Source organism: Anabaena sp. FACHB-83 (assembly GCF_014697485.1).
Taxonomy (GTDB): Bacteria; Cyanobacteriota; Cyanobacteriia; order Cyanobacteriales; family Nostocaceae; genus Nostoc_B.
In genome coordinates, this window is record NZ_JACJRY010000002.1 from 215,884 (window position 1) to 232,119 (window position 16,236).

15 protein-coding genes are annotated in these 16,236 nt (G+C 41.3%); 11 read left to right on the forward strand and 4 right to left on the reverse strand.

Features of this window, described 5'->3' with window-relative positions:
* The first annotated feature begins 46 nt into the window (after positions 1 to 46).
* The gene (locus H6G79_RS03115; RefSeq protein ID WP_190592128.1) at positions 47 to 256 is read left to right on the forward strand and encodes a molybdopterin-binding protein; all 210 of its coding nucleotides are present in this window, start codon (positions 47 to 49) and stop codon (positions 254 to 256) included.
* A gap of 168 nt (positions 257 to 424) precedes the next feature.
* Here the strand turns inward: H6G79_RS03115 and H6G79_RS03120 are convergent, their stop codons facing one another.
* Positions 425 to 784 (reverse strand): hypothetical protein, encoded by a 360-nt coding sequence (locus H6G79_RS03120; RefSeq protein ID WP_190592127.1) that lies wholly within the window; start codon positions 782 to 784, stop codon positions 425 to 427.
* Positions 785 to 878: 94 nt separating this feature from the next.
* Positions 879 to 1,007 (reverse strand): hypothetical protein, encoded by a 129-nt coding sequence (locus tag H6G79_RS37235; RefSeq protein ID WP_277877203.1) that lies wholly within the window; start codon positions 1,005 to 1,007, stop codon positions 879 to 881.
* 350 nt (positions 1,008 to 1,357) lie between these two features.
* Here H6G79_RS37235 and H6G79_RS03125 point away from each other — a divergent pair, with 350 nt between their 5' ends.
* The 4 genes from H6G79_RS03125 (at position 1,358) to H6G79_RS03140 (ending at position 6,134) form a co-directional block, all read left to right on the forward strand.
* Positions 1,358 to 2,593, forward strand: a complete 1,236-nt coding sequence (locus H6G79_RS03125) for a substrate-binding domain-containing protein (RefSeq protein ID WP_190592126.1) — start codon at positions 1,358 to 1,360, stop codon at positions 2,591 to 2,593.
* 232 nt (positions 2,594 to 2,825) lie between these two features.
* Positions 2,826 to 3,791, forward strand: a complete 966-nt coding sequence (gene nifH / locus H6G79_RS03130; protein WP_190592125.1) for a nitrogenase iron protein — start codon at positions 2,826 to 2,828, stop codon at positions 3,789 to 3,791.
* A 738-nt stretch (positions 3,792 to 4,529) separates the two neighbouring features.
* Positions 4,530 to 5,213: a hypothetical protein gene (locus H6G79_RS03135; protein ID WP_190592124.1), complete on the forward strand. Its 684-nt coding sequence runs from the start codon at positions 4,530 to 4,532 to the stop codon at positions 5,211 to 5,213.
* 336 nt (positions 5,214 to 5,549) lie between these two features.
* On the forward strand, positions 5,550 to 6,134 hold the full coding sequence (locus H6G79_RS03140; RefSeq protein ID WP_190592123.1) for a PEP-CTERM sorting domain-containing protein: 585 nt from the start codon (positions 5,550 to 5,552) through the stop codon (positions 6,132 to 6,134).
* Positions 6,135 to 6,262: 128 nt separating this feature from the next.
* Here the strand turns inward: H6G79_RS03140 and H6G79_RS03145 are convergent, their stop codons facing one another.
* The gene (locus tag H6G79_RS03145) at positions 6,263 to 7,669 is read right to left on the reverse strand and encodes a hypothetical protein (protein WP_190592122.1); all 1,407 of its coding nucleotides are present in this window, start codon (positions 7,667 to 7,669) and stop codon (positions 6,263 to 6,265) included.
* 245 nt (positions 7,670 to 7,914) lie between these two features.
* Between H6G79_RS03145 and H6G79_RS03150 the strand changes: the two genes are divergently transcribed.
* The 3 genes from H6G79_RS03150 (at position 7,915) to H6G79_RS03160 (ending at position 11,388) form a co-directional block, all read left to right on the forward strand.
* Positions 7,915 to 9,558: an iron uptake porin gene (locus H6G79_RS03150; RefSeq protein ID WP_190592197.1), complete on the forward strand. Its 1,644-nt coding sequence runs from the start codon at positions 7,915 to 7,917 to the stop codon at positions 9,556 to 9,558.
* 977 nt (positions 9,559 to 10,535) lie between these two features.
* Complete coding sequence (locus tag H6G79_RS03155; protein ID WP_190592121.1) at positions 10,536 to 10,682, forward strand: hypothetical protein; 147 nt, start codon at positions 10,536 to 10,538, stop codon at positions 10,680 to 10,682.
* Positions 10,683 to 10,890: 208 nt separating this feature from the next.
* On the forward strand, positions 10,891 to 11,388 hold the full coding sequence (locus H6G79_RS03160; RefSeq protein ID WP_313933876.1) for a tetratricopeptide repeat protein: 498 nt from the start codon (positions 10,891 to 10,893) through the stop codon (positions 11,386 to 11,388).
* Positions 11,389 to 11,643: 255 nt separating this feature from the next.
* On the opposite strand, the gene H6G79_RS03165 is transcribed toward H6G79_RS03160, so the two are convergent.
* The gene (locus H6G79_RS03165; RefSeq protein ID WP_190592120.1) at positions 11,644 to 12,207 is read right to left on the reverse strand and encodes a Uma2 family endonuclease; all 564 of its coding nucleotides are present in this window, start codon (positions 12,205 to 12,207) and stop codon (positions 11,644 to 11,646) included.
* Between the two features lie 293 nt (positions 12,208 to 12,500).
* Between H6G79_RS03165 and H6G79_RS03170 the strand changes: the two genes are divergently transcribed.
* The 3 genes from H6G79_RS03170 (at position 12,501) to H6G79_RS03180 (ending at position 16,158) form a co-directional block, all read left to right on the forward strand.
* A complete protein-coding gene (locus H6G79_RS03170) occupies positions 12,501 to 13,502 on the forward strand; it encodes an ABC transporter ATP-binding protein (RefSeq protein WP_190592119.1) in 1,002 nt (333 codons plus the stop codon).
* Positions 13,503 to 14,312 (forward strand): ABC transporter permease, encoded by an 810-nt coding sequence (locus tag H6G79_RS03175; RefSeq protein ID WP_190592118.1) that lies wholly within the window; start codon positions 13,503 to 13,505, stop codon positions 14,310 to 14,312.
* A 100-nt stretch (positions 14,313 to 14,412) separates the two neighbouring features.
* Entirely contained in the window at positions 14,413 to 16,158 is a 1,746-nt protein-coding gene (locus H6G79_RS03180) for a Gldg family protein (RefSeq protein ID WP_190592117.1), read from the forward strand.
* Positions 16,159 to 16,236 lie beyond the last annotated feature (78 nt).

Sequence of the window (16,236 nt, forward strand, 5' to 3'; positions counted from 1 at the left end):
GCTATATTGAATCTGTCAATAATACCGAACCAGGGAGCAATATAAAATGCAAGTCAGTGCGCGGAATGCTTTAAAAGGGACAGTTAAAAAAGTTGAAGTTGGCAGTGTCAATACAGAAGTCACCGTAGAAATTGCCAATGGTGTAGAAGTAACAGCAATCATTACAAAATCATCGGCAGAAAATCTGCAACTCTCTGAAGGTAAAGAAGTTTATGCCATTGTTAAAGCTACTGATGTGATGATTGCCATTGATTAATTAATTTAAATCAGTTTATTAATACAGCAAATAAAGGGCAGATTTACTGCCCTTTATTATGGGTAATTCTCTACTACATCAAGTCATATTTGAAATCAGGCGATCGCATCTAAAAAAACATCTATCTCAAGAGTTAATTCAGAAGTTTTTCAGATGAAATTATGAGGATTAACTTTCATGTTTAGTTGACAAAATCCATAATAAATCTAACCATAATTGTGGATGCGTGTGTTTAAGTTGAGACATAGGGTCTCGTACTAAGTTGGTAGCATTCAAGCACACAACTTCCATCAGTCCTAAATACTGGGCGACTTCTCGCAGTAAGTTTTTTTGTGTGAGGACAGCACTCATTAGCTTATCTGGACAATAAACAGTCACATATCGTTTGTGAAAATAACTCGGATGCAGATATCGGAATTGCGGGTTGTTGACTTTCACATAACAGTGGCGAATGACTTCCCATGCACTAGGATGAGTGTGTTCGACAATAGTCGCAAATTGCTGTGCCAAATCTTCTTCGGTAATCATACTTGCTTGCCTCTAAAATCTTGCAGGAAGGGATATTGACTTACGCAGTGAGACGACAAATCAAGGGTTGTAGAAAGGGTGTATGTACCCAGTCTCAATAGCCAATCTTTGTGCGTAAGTCATTGTGATATTGAATCGTTAATGGTGCGATCGCTTGATCCCTGTCACAATATCGGTTGGTATATACTTCACTAGCGAGATTACCTGCCTGCCTAAAAAGCATCAAAACCCAAACTCAACCCAAAAACTGTATCAAATACAGCTATTTACCAACTTAAATGGTATAAACAAAAAAGATGAAGGCAAAATTTCCGAAAAATTTTATCTCAGCCTAAAAACCCGAAAAGCGGACTTTATCAGCATTCTGGCTTTCCAATTTCTTAACATTAAGCAGGTAAAATGAACTTGGCGCAAAAATTTTTGATTTTTTAGCAAGAAAACTAGCAAGACGTATGTTATTCTTTCTGTAGAGGGAATCGAAAGGGCAAAGCAAAAAACAAAGCAAACCTTTTGCAAGCACCGATACAGGTAAATCCGCTCAGGCTTAGTTACAGTTGAGAAAAAAGGCAGCCAATGAAGCAGGATAGCGACCTCCGCAACAACTTGAAGTCAATTAGAACCCGCTTAGGGATGAGCCAGCAAGATTTAGCTAATATTGCTGGGGTAACTCGTCAAACTATTAGTGGTGTAGAGTCAGGGCAGTATGCTCCTTCTGTAGCCATCACCCTGAAACTAGCAAAAGCCCTTGGCTGTCAAGTAGAGGATCTATTCTGGTTAGAGCAAGATTTACCGGAAATTGAAGCCACTCTCGCCAAACCTGTCACAATTAATCAACCTCTGCGCGTTAGCCTAGCGAGAGTCGGCGGACAATGGATAGCTTACCCCTTAGTGGGAAAAGACGCATTCCGTCAAGATATGACACCTGCTGATGGTGAGACAGTTGCGGTGGTGAGGCAGTCCGATCTTGGGGGTTTCCCCCAGAAGGAACTGCCGAAAGGGTTACCCGGCATAAGCAAACTGTCGAACCCGGAGGGTGAGGCGGCAAAGCAAATAGGTAAAGATAAAGTCATAGTCCGGCTTTTGGATGACAACCTCGAAGCACTGCACAATACAGTAGTAATTGCTGGTTGTTCCCCTGTAATTTCGCTCTGGGCAAGGGCTACCGAACGCTGGCATCCGCAGTTGCGAGTCCATTTTACCTTTGCCAACAGCATGGCTGCATTGCACAGTTTATGCAGAGGTGAAGCCCACATTGCCGGGATGCACCTGTATGATCCCAAAACAGGCGAACATAATGTTCCGTTTGTGCGAGAAGTTTTAGCCGACAAGTCAGCAGTAGTCATTACCCTTGGTTTATGGGAAGAAGGATTATTAGTAGAATCTGGTAATCCCAAAGGCTGGGAAACATTATCTGATTTAGTCAAAGCTAAAGCAACCATTATTAATCGAGAACCTGGTGCTGGTAGCCGGATGCTGTTAGAACGCAAACTGCAAGAAGCGCAGATATCATTTGATGCTGTCAAAGGATTTGACCAAATCGTTACCAGCCATCAAGATGTTGCCCAAGCTGTGGCATTAGGTTTAGCCGACGCAGGTATTAGCACCGCATCCATCGCTGCAACCTTCGGGTTAGGATTTATCCCATTACATCAATCACGCTACGACTTAGTAATTCTCAAGGAATATCTCGAAGAAGCACCCATACAACAATTGCTGAGTACCTTGGGACATCGTATGGTTCACTCACAGTTAGAAGTTCTCGGTGGCTACGACATTAGGAGAATTGGGGAAGTAGTAGCGACTGTTTAGGATAGGGAATAGGGAGTGGGGAGTAGGGAAGGATAACACTTTTTAGACTTCATACTATCCCACACAAACGCCAAAGGCGAAAACACTTCAGATTTTTCACTTCATTGAATATGTATTTGATTTTAACGGTTGTGGGCGTAGAGCGATCGCCCCCAGCGACGTTCTACATCGTCCGAACTCTTCACATCGCAGACCCACACAAATTCACACACTACTAGGAGACTAAATCATCATGTCTGACGAAAGAATTAGACAGATAGCTTTTTACGGTAAAGGTGGTATTGGTAAATCTACCACCTCTCAAAACACCCTCGCTGCAATGGCAGAAATGGGTAAGCGAATTTTGATTGTGGGATGCGACCCCAAAGCTGACTCTACTCGTTTGATCCTCCACTGTAAAGCCCAAACCACAGTACTACACCTCGCCGCCGAAAAAGGCGCAGTTGAAGACCTTGAACTCGAAGAAGTCGTTATCAATGGTTTTCGTGATATCCGATGCGTGGAGTCTGGTGGCCCTGAACCCGGTGTAGGTTGTGCTGGACGTGGTATTATCACCGCCATCAACTTCCTTGAAGAAAACGGCGCTTATCAAGACCTAGATTTCGTCTCCTACGACGTATTAGGTGACGTTGTATGTGGTGGTTTCGCCATGCCTATTCGTGAGGGCAAAGCGCAAGAAATCTACATCGTTACTTCTGGTGAAATGATGGCGATGTTTGCGGCTAACAACATCTCTCGCGGTATTCTCAAATATGCCCACTCTGGCGGTGTGCGCTTAGGTGGCTTGATTTGTAACAGCCGTAAAACAGACCGCGAATGGGACTTAATTAGTGAATTAGCGAGAAGAATTAGCACTCAAATGATTCACTTTGTACCTCGTGACAACATCGTTCAACACGCTGAATTACGTCGGATGACAGTGAACGAGTACGCACCCGAAAGTAACCAAGCGAATGAATACCGCACACTCGCTACAAAGATTATCAACAACGACTTTATGGCTGTTCCAACTCCTCTAGAGATGGACGAGTTAGAAGACTTGTTGATTGAGTTTGGTATTCTGGAAAGCGATGAACAAGTGCAGAAACTCACCGCCACAGCACAAGCGCAAGACGAGAAAGAAAAGCGCCAAGAAGATGCTGAAGGTGAAGCACTAGAAGCAATCAAAAAAGGCAACGTAGAAATAGTTGCTGGGTAAACCTTGTTAGCGACTGAATAAGCTTAGGTGGGCGAAAATAGCCCACTCTATCTAGCAAAATTTGGAGGTATGCTCATAGCTGACTAATTGTTTTGGATGTTTTCGCTTTACCGCTTTTAACCGCAACTTTTTCGATTTTTTAATGCGGAATTAGTATTTTATTTAGACTGTTCTCCTTCTCTACTATTTGGTTGGTTGTTTATTTTTCGAGGGGATGGGAAACATAAGCTTCCCATCCTTTTTCCTTAAAATGCAAACAGATATGAAAATCTCACGCAGAGACGCAGAGTCGCTGAGAGAAGAGTTATTATGAATATTTTCCCCATCCCCAAGCAACAGAAATAGATGTGCTAATTCAAGGTATATTTGACAAACGACGCTTTTTAGAGCTAATCAAACATTCGATAGTTTTTGAAAAAATAGGCATTAGTTATAGTAAAAAGTTACTCCGTCATCATTTCTGTACTGTGCCATTACCAATAAATATAGAGTTATAACCTGCTACTTGCTATATATATTAACAGTATTTGCTGCTAAATCTTTCATAATTACCAACTATATTGATTAAATCCAATAAAGTTGGTATTATTACCTCATCAGAATATTTACTTAGTTTTTCCAGGAATGTGAGACAGAAAAACATTTTCTGCTCACAAAGTTGATGGAAACTAAGTTAATTTGGTACGCGCAGCCATAGTTTTCTGAATAGAAATATCAACTGTAATTCGGGAATATTGTATGTATTTTACACGCCGGATAGCCAGCGTTTCTTTAATGCTGTCCATACTCGGATTTTGGCAACCAACTTTAGCTGATCCTGGTAATTTTTCACCTTGGCGAAGACAGGACACACCAGCACCTTGGGCAAAAAACAGATGTCTGGGAGGATTTGTAGATAAGTTTCGCCTAAGTGGAGAAGTAAATCAAGCCAGCAATTTTACTCTACAGAAACTTACAGAATTAAGAGATACTATCAAAACTCAAAATCCATCAGCAGTTACAGAACTCACAGTGAGTTTTCAAACAGGTTCAGGCCCCAGAACCGAAACATATTATGGAGTTACACTGTGGGATTTGATTAATAATACAAAAGCTGGTGGCGGACTAAAACCTGGTAATTCTGGGCAGAATACTAAAAATGCTTTTTTGCGACAATATGTTTTAGTTGAAGCGACTGATTGTTATGGTGCAGTTGTAGCTGTTGGTGAAATTCATCCGAATTTTGAAAATAAATCTGTACTGGTTGCATTTGCCAAAAAAGCCAGCGACGGTACAGTTCAATTACTAACAGATGAAGGTTTTGCTCGTTTAGTAGTTCCTGGTGATAGAGCAGGTGGACGTTATGTTAGTAATGTAAGAAATATTGTCATACTTTCTGCACCACCTTCGCCTTTAGAATTGAAAGATTTTCGCTATCCTTAATTTTTTCAAAACATCAAAACATAGCACTTTTAACTTGGATAGGACACAGATTCATGGGTGCATCCCAGTTTTTATTACTCAGCAAAATAATAATCCTGTCATTGCGTTCGCGTAGCGTCTCGCAGAGAGGAGGCACGACGTAGGCGTAAGACTTCCCGCAGGGTAGCAATCGCATGGACTCGTTGTTAGTGAGGGATTTTGCGATTGCTTCACTCCACTTCGTTGCGCTCGCAATGACGTATTCAAAAAAGTGGGATGCTCCCCAGATTCATCTGCGTCCATCCGCGTTTATCTGCGGTTAATTATTTTTTTGTACTTCATTCCAGCGAAAGTTTTATGTTAAAAATTCAGTTTTTTATTAAAAAATTAATAGTAACTCTAGGATTAACATTAACAGCAATTTCTGTTACTCAACAGGCTCAAGCAGCCAACTTTACTTATCAGGGTGATACAACAAATCAACCTATTTGGCGGCGTGTCGCACCGGGTAATCCACCTACGCTGATTTCTGGTGAAAGAGATGGCACATTAGGAATGAGTGTACCTTATAATGTGTTCGATTTTATCGTTAATCAATCAGGAACATATACTATCAGTGGTACATCTGGAAGTAATTCTCGATGGGATATTTTCTTGGCTTTATATCAGGATAGTTTTAATCTTAATCAACAGTTGAATAATGTTTTGATCGCAAGTACAACCACCACTGGCGATACTGTGACATTCAACAGACAACTAACATCAAAACGCAAATACTTTTTAGTGACAACTGGTCGAAGAGTAGCTGATTTTGGCATTTTTACTAATACAATTAGTGGTTCGGGGAGAGTTATCCCAATTCCTGAATCAGATGCGATCGCACCTATTTTAGCTGTCAGTGCTGTCACTTTATTGTCAATTAAATTCAAAACTCACGCATAAAGGCTATATGTTGAAAATGGGTGTAAGGATTTTTCACACCTACACCCCTAAAAAAAGTCAAAAGTAAAAAGTAAAAAGTAAAAAAGTTTTGACTTTTGACTTTTGACTTTTGACTTGATTCTGCCTCTTCATTTTTCCGATTCATGATGCAGTCGTTTGAGTAAATCTTGAATTTCTGCAATGGTATCTTTGGAGATTTTTGGCTGTTTTTCTAGCCAAGCCGTAGCACTTGCATCTCCTTGCTGAACAGCTAAGATTAAAGCCCCCCATGTGAGTACATCTGGCTGTTGTGGATTAACTTCTAATGCTGATGCGACACGATTCCACAACTTGCCTTTTTCGCCTTTTAACAGAATAGAAATTTCTTGAACATTTTGAGGTGATGCTTTAAATACTTTTAAAGCTTTATCCCAACGACCATCAATTAAATCTGCTAACACTTGTTCACTGGGACTAGCCCAAGTTTTTTCGGCTTGTGCTTTGGTGAATTCAGAGTGTAAGCGAATAAAATCAACTTGGGCTTGGGCTGTGGCGGGTAAGGCGTTTCTGCGTTGTTTTTGCAGAGATTTTAACGATTCTAGGGCTGGTGTCCATAAACCGCTACGGGCAATTGAGATGGCGTTTTGGTAAGGAGTCTCTTTAATAGCTGGTGGTTTGAGAGAAATTTTATCTAACTGAATTGGGTTGAGATAAAGTTTGGTTGGTTTAACTTGGTAAACCCGTAATTGGGGTTCTAAACCGGCTGTTTGGTCTAAGATTAACTCTTTATCATCATTACCAGTCACTTGCTGCCATTTTGGTGATTGACCGTTAGAACTCTTCCATGACAGCAGTTGAATTAAGTTAGAACGAACTGGATTGTAATATAAAATCTGTCCATAAGCGATCGCACCTGAGCTTTTTTGATATTCTCCTTGCACATTAAACCAAACACCAGCAGCAGGCGTTTCATCATCAAAACTTTTGATTGTGGTGAAAGGTAAGAGGTTATTATCCTCATTCTCGGCTTTACTATCTACAAATGACTTGTCTATCCCAGTTACAGCTAATTGAGTTGCTAAACGATAGTATTTTTCGCTTTTTGATTGAAATTCTGAGTCTGTTGCTAGTTGATAAACTCGCAATGCTACCAGTTCATCACAATCAGACTGACAATTAGGACGTTGCTGAAAAACCGGCAATAAAAACTCGTTGTTATTTTTATCTAAAGCTAGAGTCTCGCCGGATGTTTGTTTTTGTGCTTGTATGCTGGCTTGAATTTCGGAAAGGGTGTGGGGATGTTCGCTATAACCAAAGGGAATTTGCGCCCATTCTGGTAAAAACTTGTTCATCCAAACAATTTTGTCGGGATTGAAGATAAACAGCCAACTAATCCAAGCAAATATCAAAATTAACCCAGCACTACTGAATAAAACAGTAACCGCTACCGTTGATGACAGTAAACTTCCCTCTTGGGGTACTTTTTCGGCAATTTCGGGGGAAGTTTGATTGCGTTTCAAGAATTTTAGCGATAGTCTGCGCGATTGATGTGCCATAGTGCTTCTCGGTCAATCTAATAGGTGGTGCAAGGCTGGTTATTTCTACTTTTATACTCGCGTTTTCGCCTATTGACCAGAATCAGTTTCGTCTTATTTGGTACAAACTCGGTAAAATTTCTCATGCCGAAACTGATAATTTTGCTTACACTCGAACTTCAGTATTCAATGTAGACTTTAATAAATTGGAACTTAACGTGATTCGCTATAATCATCTCAAATACTGGGTAATTGCGTCTTTTGTGATGGCGGGATTAAACGGCGGATCACAGATAGCCTCCGCCCAAGATTATACTAGTACTGAAACACAACCAAGTTTAAGTTTAGACAATCAAGATTCTCCAATATTTCCTGCCGCTTCTATTGATCAGGGTGTAATAGAAAATACCGAACCGATGGCACAAGTGACATCGGTGTCACAATTGAATGATGTCCAACCAAGTGATTGGGCTTTTACCGCGTTGCAATCTTTAGTAGAACGCTATAACTGCATTGCTGGCTATCCTGATAATTCATTTCGGGGCGATCGCGCTGTCTCTCGCTATGAATTTGCTGCTGGGATGAATGCTTGCTTAGATAAAATCAACCAAATTCTTGCAGTTGCAGCACCCAGCGCCGAATTAGTGACCCGTGCAGACTTGGATACAATTAAACGCTTACAATCAGAATTTAGCAGCGAATTAGCCACCTTGCGGGGACGAGTAGATAGTTTAGAAGCGCGGACTGCGGAACTGGAAGCTAACCAATTTTCTACCACAACTAAACTTAACGGACTGTTAATTGTAGGTGTTCAAGGGCGGAGTTCTAACCGTGGTGACGTTAACCCTAGAGATGGTGTCAAAGACTCAGATGATAATGGCACAAACTTTAATGTTATTAACTTTTCCTACCTAAGTTTAACCACCCAACTCACACCTCGTAGTTATCTATTTACAGGGTTAGCGGCTGCCGATGGTACCACAAAACCTAAATTAAGTAATGACTTTGCCCTGAGTTACGAATATCCCACAGATAACAAATTAACTGTGATTGACTTGAATTATCGCTGGTTAGTCAATGACAAATTAGCGGTTATGGTAGGAACAGAAGGCGTAAATATGACCAACGCTTTCCGAGGCCCGGTGCGAGTCGAGAGTGCAGCTACAGGGCCTTTATCTTGGTTAGCCCAAAGAAACCCGATTTTAGATATTGGTTTTGGTCATGGTGGAATTGCTGTAGATTGGCAATTTGCTAAACGTGCCAGTTTACAAGCTTTATATACTAGTTATACTCCTGGGAAACCGGGTGAACGTAGTGGTTTGTTTGATGGAACTACAACTACAGCAGTGCAATTGTTATTAACACCGACTGATACTGTTGATTTAAGTTTGTATTACGTTAATAATTATGCTTCTGATGGTTGTTTGCTCACCTTTGTTGGTGATGAATGTTTAACAGCGACCAATGCACCTTTACAAACCAACGCCTATGGTGGGACACTCAGTTGGCAAATTTCGCCCCGCTTCACTGTCGGCGCGTGGGGTGGTTATACTACTTCCTCGATTCCTGGGCGATCGGGTAGTGTGGAAACGACTAATTACATGGTATTTTTAAACTTCCCCGATTTATTTGCTCAAGGTAATTTAGGTGGTATTTATGTCGGACAACCACCAAAAATTACTAGTAGTAATTTACCTGTGGGTAATAATGTCCCTGATTTTGAGAATACAGGTTTAGGACGTGCAGGCGGACAACCAGGAACCACAACTCAAATTGAAGCTTTTTATCGTTTTAAAATGACAGATAACATCTACATTACGCCAGGGATAATTCATATATTAGAACCGGGTCATACACCAGACAGTGACCCGATTACTATTGGTATTCTTCGCAGTACATTTCTGTTTTAGTAGCGTGACTTTCAGACCCCCGACTTCTTCAAGAAGTCGGGGGTCTTGTTGTTGATAAATGATTGAGGAATGCTATGGATAATTGCAGTTAAGTAGAAGGACTAAATTAAACCTAACTTAAATTTACCGGGTTTCGACACTTCGACAGGCTCAGTGCATCGCTGCGCTCAACCCTTGTCTTTTCAAGGATCGAGCATTGAGCGTTCGCGTAGCGTCTCCCTTGGGGAGAAGTCGAAATGCGTCTTCTAAATCATTGTATCTACCTACTTAATTGCAAATTTCCAGCAGCAATCAATTCCTTTTTTCCCTGAGTAAGCTGTGTCAAATTCTTTGAATAACTGCAAAAGAAAAAAGGTTTGGCTCACCACCAAACCTGACTATAAATCCAGTGCATAACAACATCCCGCATTTATTTACTCATGATTTTTACTTTGTAGCATCTTCCTATAGGATGTATCCAAAACTTATAAAAGCTGATATTAAGCGAGACAGGTATTCTTAATTACATTGAAATAAAATAATTGCCATAAAATCCTTCAAAATTCAAAACTGCTGATATAATTACCGACTTTTGTATTAGGGTTAAGCTTTGCTATATCAGCAAAATAAAAGACGGGCTTGCACCCGTCGAAATAGCTTGAAAGTGGCGACACACCTTGGATTATCAAAAAGAATAGTAATTAAACTTAATAGGTCGTCAAGAAGACTGATGATTTAGACAATAAGAAGAGTTTTTACACCATGCTTAGTGTTTAGCTCAAGGTCATTCTTGTAGTATTCTTCAATTTAGCATAGATAAATTTTAACTAACTGCCAAAATGCCAAAATATTGGAGGTATAAATAGCATTTTGAGCTTTTTTATTTATCTGATTTAGCAAAACATATAGGACTAATATTTGATTTCTGAAATGTACGTAGTGGCGTGGCAAGGCTAAAGTAGTGCATTAGATTTGGATAAAAACGCAGATAAACGCTGATGAACACAGATAAAATCTATTTTTTAATGCAACATTTAAGGCTTGCCACGCCAGTAGGATGTGTTATCAGCGAGAGTACTGCATCTAGCCCAAAGTTTTCGGTGCGTTACGGCTTACGCCTAGCACACCCTACTGGACTGGTATAGGTGGGGAAGAGAGAACATTGTTGCAAAAAACGCAACAACAACAGAAATAATCTGGCGAATTAGTAAGATAACAATAGATTTTCCGCAATATCTCTGATGACAGGTGAATAGATGTAGTCAGATCCCCGACTTCTTCAAGAAGTCGGGAATCTAATCACCCATCATCAAATTACAAATTACGAACTTATACTGAAATAGGCGAAGTATTATGAATTACAAATTATTATTTTTGCCTTTATTGCTGAGTTCGCTGCTGCTATCCGATGCAGTGAGAGCTACATCAAAAACCCAAGACTTGCAGATAGCACAACAACCAACCCAACCAGAAGCAACCCGCGCCGCAGCAAAACAAGCATTTAATGAAGGATTTGAGTTATACAAGCAAGGCACAGCCGAAAGCTTACAACAAGCACTTGCAAAATGGCAAATTGCCTTACCCCTGTGGCAGAAACTAGGCGATAAATCTAACGAAGCTTTAACTTTGATTGGAATCGGTAAAGTCTACTCCGATTTGGGAGAAAAACAGCAGGCACTATTGTATTACAACCAAGCTCTGCCACTAATTCGTGCGGTAGGCGATCGCTCTGGTGAAGCTAATACTCTCAATAAACCTCTCACGCCAGTCGCCTCAAGTCGGGAAACCCTTTCGGTAAAATGTTCGTTGAGTGCATCTGTCCCGCCTCGGAATGAATTCCGAGTCTCATAGCGCAAGTCATCTGAAGATGACTCAACCAAAAATGTATTCCAGTCCACGCTTTGTGGACTTTGGCTATGAGCCTGGAACTTTAGTTCTAGGCGGGATGTGGTTGAACACGAAAATTTTTGACTTGTGTGTACACGGTAGGGGGTTGGGGGTTAGGTTTGAGAGAAAGTTGCACACGGCGTTAATTCGTATATCCATGTTGAGTGTCCGAGATTTTTGTTGGGTTGCGCTGCGCTCCACCCAACCTACGCCTGTTTATTACATTACATCTTCGTAAAGTTCTGCGATTGTTGCCTCAAAATTAATGCTATTGAGTTGAAAATATTTTTCTTGGGATGTGTATGTTTGTAAAACCCACAAATTATCTTCATTACGTCGAAAACATTCAACTCGCTGGCGTTTTGTGTTAATTAAAACATATTCTTTTAGACTTTCTATTGCTTGATAATCAGCAAATTTATCACCTCTGTCGAAGGCTTCAGTCGAGTCAGATAGAACTTCGACAATTAAACAAGGAAATCTTTTATGTACAGGTGTTTCTTGATCTCTTGAGTCGCAAGTCACCATCACATCAGGATAGTAATATCGATTTAAAGATTCAATTCGCGCTTTCATATCAGCAATGTAAACACGACATCCAGAACCGCGCACATGACTCCGCAGAAGTACAGCAAGGTTGAGAGCAACGGTAACATGAGGATCACTTGCTCCAGCCATTGCGTAAATGTAGCCGTCGATGTATTCATGTTTAATGGAGCTTGTTTCCTCCATTTGGAGATATTCTTCGGGTGTGAAATAGTTTGCTTGAGAGGAGGCTATCATAAACAGGGTGTTGGGTGTCGTGAAAGTTAAAAAAGACAAACCTACGATTAATTTTAATAGGACTTACGCAATAACTCTCTCAAACTCTCATTACTCCGTGACCTCTGCGCCTCTGTGGTTCGTTATTGCATAACCTGTATGTAAGTCTTATTTAATTACGAATTACACCAAGTGCAGAAATCATCGTTGAGTTTTCGCGGTTCATGTGGGGTGGCGATACGATCGCCCGCAGCGAATTACGAATTGATCTAAGATTGTTGGGTATTGTTTAATTGACGATCGCCCACAGACCGATGATTGAAGTTGAACATCTCAGTAAAACTTACGGTTCTACCCCAGCGATTACGGATGTAACTTTTCGGGTTGAACCAGGGGAAATTTTAGGGTTTTTGGGGCCGAATGGCGCTGGTAAAACCACAACGATGCGAATTTTAGCGGGTTATTTACCTGCAACTAGCGGTACAGCGAAAATTTCTGGGTTTGATGTCCATGATAATTCTTTGGCGGTGCGTCAACGCATTGGTTATTTACCAGAAACACCGCCGTTATATCCAGAGATGACGGTGGAGGGGTTTTTGCATTTTGTCGCCAGAATCAAAGGCGTACCCGCAGGCGATCGCACTACCAAAGTCAAAGCAGCGATCGCCCGATGTAATTTAGAAGATAAGCAAAAAGTCATTATTCGCAAACTTTCTAAAGGATATCGCCAAAGAGTGGGTATTGCTCAGGCGATCGTCCATGATCCACCAGCCATTATTTTAGATGAACCTACCGTTGGACTTGACCCCAGACAAATCATCGAAGTCCGAAATCTCATTAAAAGCCTAGCCGGAACACATACCATCATTTTGTCTACTCACATTTTGCCAGAAGTGAGTATGACTTGTAGTCGTGTTGCTATTATTAATCGGGGAAAAGTCGTAGCTACTAACACACCTGAAAGCCTGATGACACAGTTGACAGGTGGCTCAGGATATGAGTTGGAAATTGATGGCGAAGCGAATCTCGCCAAACAAGTATTACAAAATGTTGCGGGCGTGAGTCTGGTAGAATCAATTCCTGGTCATCATCTGATCAATCCTACAGACGGACGGGCTTATTTGCGCGTGATTGCTCAACCGGGAACCGAACCAGGAAGAGACATCGCCGCCACCTTAATCCGCGCTGGGTTTGGGTTACAAGAAATGCGCCGAGTCAGCGCCACTTTAGAAGATGTGTTCTTGCAACTAACTACAGAAGAAAAGCGTTTTGAACCAGAGACAGACTCAATCGCCAATGAAGGAGAAGCAGCATAAATGGGTATAGTACTGGCGAATATTATTGCCATTTATCGCCGAGAGTTACAGAGTTACTTTGTCTCGCCCTTAGCTTATGCGATCGCTGGGGTATTTTGGTTTATCTCCGGGTTATTTTTTGTCACCATTTTGTTCGGCCCCGATGGAATTTTACCAGCCGTTGCAGCCATCGACTTACAAGGTCAACAAGGTGTACCAGTACCATTAATTGATGTCCCTTATGAATTTATTCGGGCATTTTTAGACCGGATGGGTTGGTTATTGCTGTTTATTTTGCCAATTTTGTCGATGGGACTGTACGCCGAAGAACGCAAACGCGGCACATTAGAGTTATTAGCCACCTCACCTTTAACCAATTGGGCGGTAGCAGTTGGCAAATTATTAGGTGTGGTGACATTCTTAATTACAATGGTCGCACCACTGTTGATATTTGAAGCGATCGCCATTGGTGCTTCTAACCCTCCCATGTCGCCAGTGATTCTTCTAGTCGGTCATTTAGGCTTAATTTTGCTGGCAGCCGCAATTTTATCACTGGGAATGTTTGTTTCTTCCTTAACAGACAGTACAATTCTGGCTGCTGTGATGACCTTTGCTTTAGTTTTATTACTGTTATTTGTGGATTTAATTGCTAAAAGTATAGGCGGCCCCGTGGGCGAAGCGATCGCTCATTTATCATTACTCAAACATTTCAACACATTTATTCAAGGAATTTTTGACACCAGCGCCTTAATTTTATTTGCTACTTACATTTTTTTAGGTATCTTTCTCACAGCACAATCAATTGATGCTCTGCGTTTTCAACGGCAATAAATAAGTAGTCATTAGTCATTAGGAGCCAGTGCGTTGGGCGGCTTCGCCGACTTGTAGCAACTGGCGTTCATTGGTTAAGACAAATGACAGAGGACAAAATATGAAAAAAATCACAAAAAAGCAACCTTGGAAATATTTGTTTTGGCTGGGGCCGTTTCTATTTATGGTCGGTTTCACAGCCGGGTTAGTATCTGGTAGCTGGGGATTATTACCCCTAGCATTTATGATTCCCGGAATTGCCATTATTGGATTTTGGGTATTTTGGCAAAGTCAGCACAGCCGTTGGTGGGCGAGTCGTTCTACCCAAGCAGGAACTAATGCGGTTGTTGCGACTGCGGCTGTGTTGGTAATTTTAGGGTTAATTAACTTTTTAGGTGTTCGTTATCAACTACGCCAAGATTTAACTGAAACTCAGTTATTTACCCTTGCACCCCAATCACAAGAATTAGTCCGCCGGCTACCACAAACAGTCAAAATTTGGGTATTTGATACTAATCAAAATCCCCAAGATAGAGAATTATTAGAAAATTATCAACGTCAAAGTTCTAAATTTCAATTTGAATATGTTGACCCCCAAAGCCGACCCGGAATCGCAGAAAGATTTGGGGTGAAAGAATATGGAGAAGTTTATTTAGAATCGGGTAACAAACGCCAATTAGTGCAATCTTTAAATGTCAACGAACGTTTATCAGAAATTAAATTAACTAACCGACTACAACAATTAATTAATTCCACAGTTATTAAAGCTTACTTTGTCCAAGGTCACGGTGAACATCCCCTGACTGGTGGTGAAAGCGGTATTTCTCAGGCTGTGCAAGGATTAAGCGAGAAAGGTTACACCGTTGAACCACTCAACTTAGCTGATAAATTGCAAGTTCCCAATGATGCTGCTGTTGTAGTAGTAGCAGGTGCTAAACGTGGCTTTTTTGACGCAGAGGTGAAAGCTTTACAAGATTATCTCAATCGTGGCGGTAACTTGCTGCTAATGGTTGACCCTGATACAGACCCCAAACTCAACCCCTTATTACAAGAGTGGGGTGTGCGTCTCGATAATCGTTTAGCCGTCGATGTTTCCGGTGCAGGTGTGGGACTCGGCCCCGCAGCACCCATCATCACAGACTACGGACAACACCCAATTACCAAGGATTTTGGCAACGGTATTTCTTTTTATCGCTTGGCTAGACCAGTAGAAATTACCTCCGTGGCTGGTGTTGAGTCTACGCCCCTAGTGCGAACCAAAGCCTATCCTAATAGTTGGGCGGAAAGCGACCTAAAAAGCGAAAAATTAGAATTCAACCCTGACAAAGACCTCAAAGGGCCACTAACTTTAGGCGCGGCGTTGACGAGAAAATTACCAGCAACACCCACACCGACAACCCAAACAACGCCTACTCCCACAGCTACACCAACACCAACAACCCCAGCAACACCATCACCTTTACCCACACCAACAACCCCAGCAACGCCATCACCGTTACCCACACCAACAACCCCAGCAACACCCTCACCGTTACCGACACCAACAACCCCAGCAACGCCATCACCTACAACAGCCGAGAAATCTGAACAAACTCCGAAAGAATCACGTTTAGTAGTCTTTGGAAATTCAGACTTTGCTACTGATGGAGTGTTTCAACAGCAATTAAATGGTGACGTATTTCTCAACTCTGTATCTTGGCTGAGTCAACAAGATCAGCAGACTCTTTCTATTCGTCCCAAAGAACCAAAAAATCGTCGCATCACTTTATCAACATCACAAGCCAATGTTTTAACATTGTCATCTTTGTTGGTATTACCTTTGCTTGGCTTTTTAACAGCTGCTTTTATTTGGTGGCGAAGACGATGAAGAGGGAAAGTATGAAGTGTGAAGTCTGAAGTCTGAAATTTCATTATTCTGCTTTTTGACCATTGACAAATGACAAAT

Excerpts from the sequence above, each read along its gene's own strand:
- H6G79_RS03150 (WP_190592197.1), top strand. The coding sequence starts at position 7,915 with ATGGCGGGATTAAACGGCGGATCACAGATAGCCTCCGCCCAAGATTAT.
- H6G79_RS03135 (WP_190592124.1), top strand. The coding sequence starts at position 4,530 with ATGTATTTTACACGCCGGATAGCCAGCGTTTCTTTAATGCTGTCCATA.
- H6G79_RS03175 (WP_190592118.1), top strand. The coding sequence starts at position 13,503 with ATGGGTATAGTACTGGCGAATATTATTGCCATTTATCGCCGAGAGTTA.
- H6G79_RS03170 (WP_190592119.1), top strand. The coding sequence starts at position 12,501 with ATGATTGAAGTTGAACATCTCAGTAAAACTTACGGTTCTACCCCAGCG.
- H6G79_RS03140 (WP_190592123.1), top strand. The coding sequence starts at position 5,550 with ATGTTAAAAATTCAGTTTTTTATTAAAAAATTAATAGTAACTCTAGGA.
- H6G79_RS37235 (WP_277877203.1), bottom strand. The coding sequence starts at position 1,007 with ATGCTTTTTAGGCAGGCAGGTAATCTCGCTAGTGAAGTATATACCAAC.
- nifH (WP_190592125.1), top strand. The coding sequence starts at position 2,826 with ATGTCTGACGAAAGAATTAGACAGATAGCTTTTTACGGTAAAGGTGGT.
- H6G79_RS03165 (WP_190592120.1), bottom strand. The coding sequence starts at position 12,207 with ATGATAGCCTCCTCTCAAGCAAACTATTTCACACCCGAAGAATATCTC.
- H6G79_RS03125 (WP_190592126.1), top strand. The coding sequence starts at position 1,358 with ATGAAGCAGGATAGCGACCTCCGCAACAACTTGAAGTCAATTAGAACC.
- H6G79_RS03115 (WP_190592128.1), top strand. The coding sequence starts at position 47 with ATGCAAGTCAGTGCGCGGAATGCTTTAAAAGGGACAGTTAAAAAAGTT.
- H6G79_RS03155 (WP_190592121.1), top strand. The coding sequence starts at position 10,536 with ATGAACACAGATAAAATCTATTTTTTAATGCAACATTTAAGGCTTGCC.
- H6G79_RS03180 (WP_190592117.1), top strand. The coding sequence starts at position 14,413 with ATGAAAAAAATCACAAAAAAGCAACCTTGGAAATATTTGTTTTGGCTG.
- H6G79_RS03160 (WP_313933876.1), top strand. The coding sequence starts at position 10,891 with ATGAATTACAAATTATTATTTTTGCCTTTATTGCTGAGTTCGCTGCTG.
- H6G79_RS03120 (WP_190592127.1), bottom strand. The coding sequence starts at position 784 with ATGATTACCGAAGAAGATTTGGCACAGCAATTTGCGACTATTGTCGAA.
- H6G79_RS03145 (WP_190592122.1), bottom strand. The coding sequence starts at position 7,669 with ATGGCACATCAATCGCGCAGACTATCGCTAAAATTCTTGAAACGCAAT.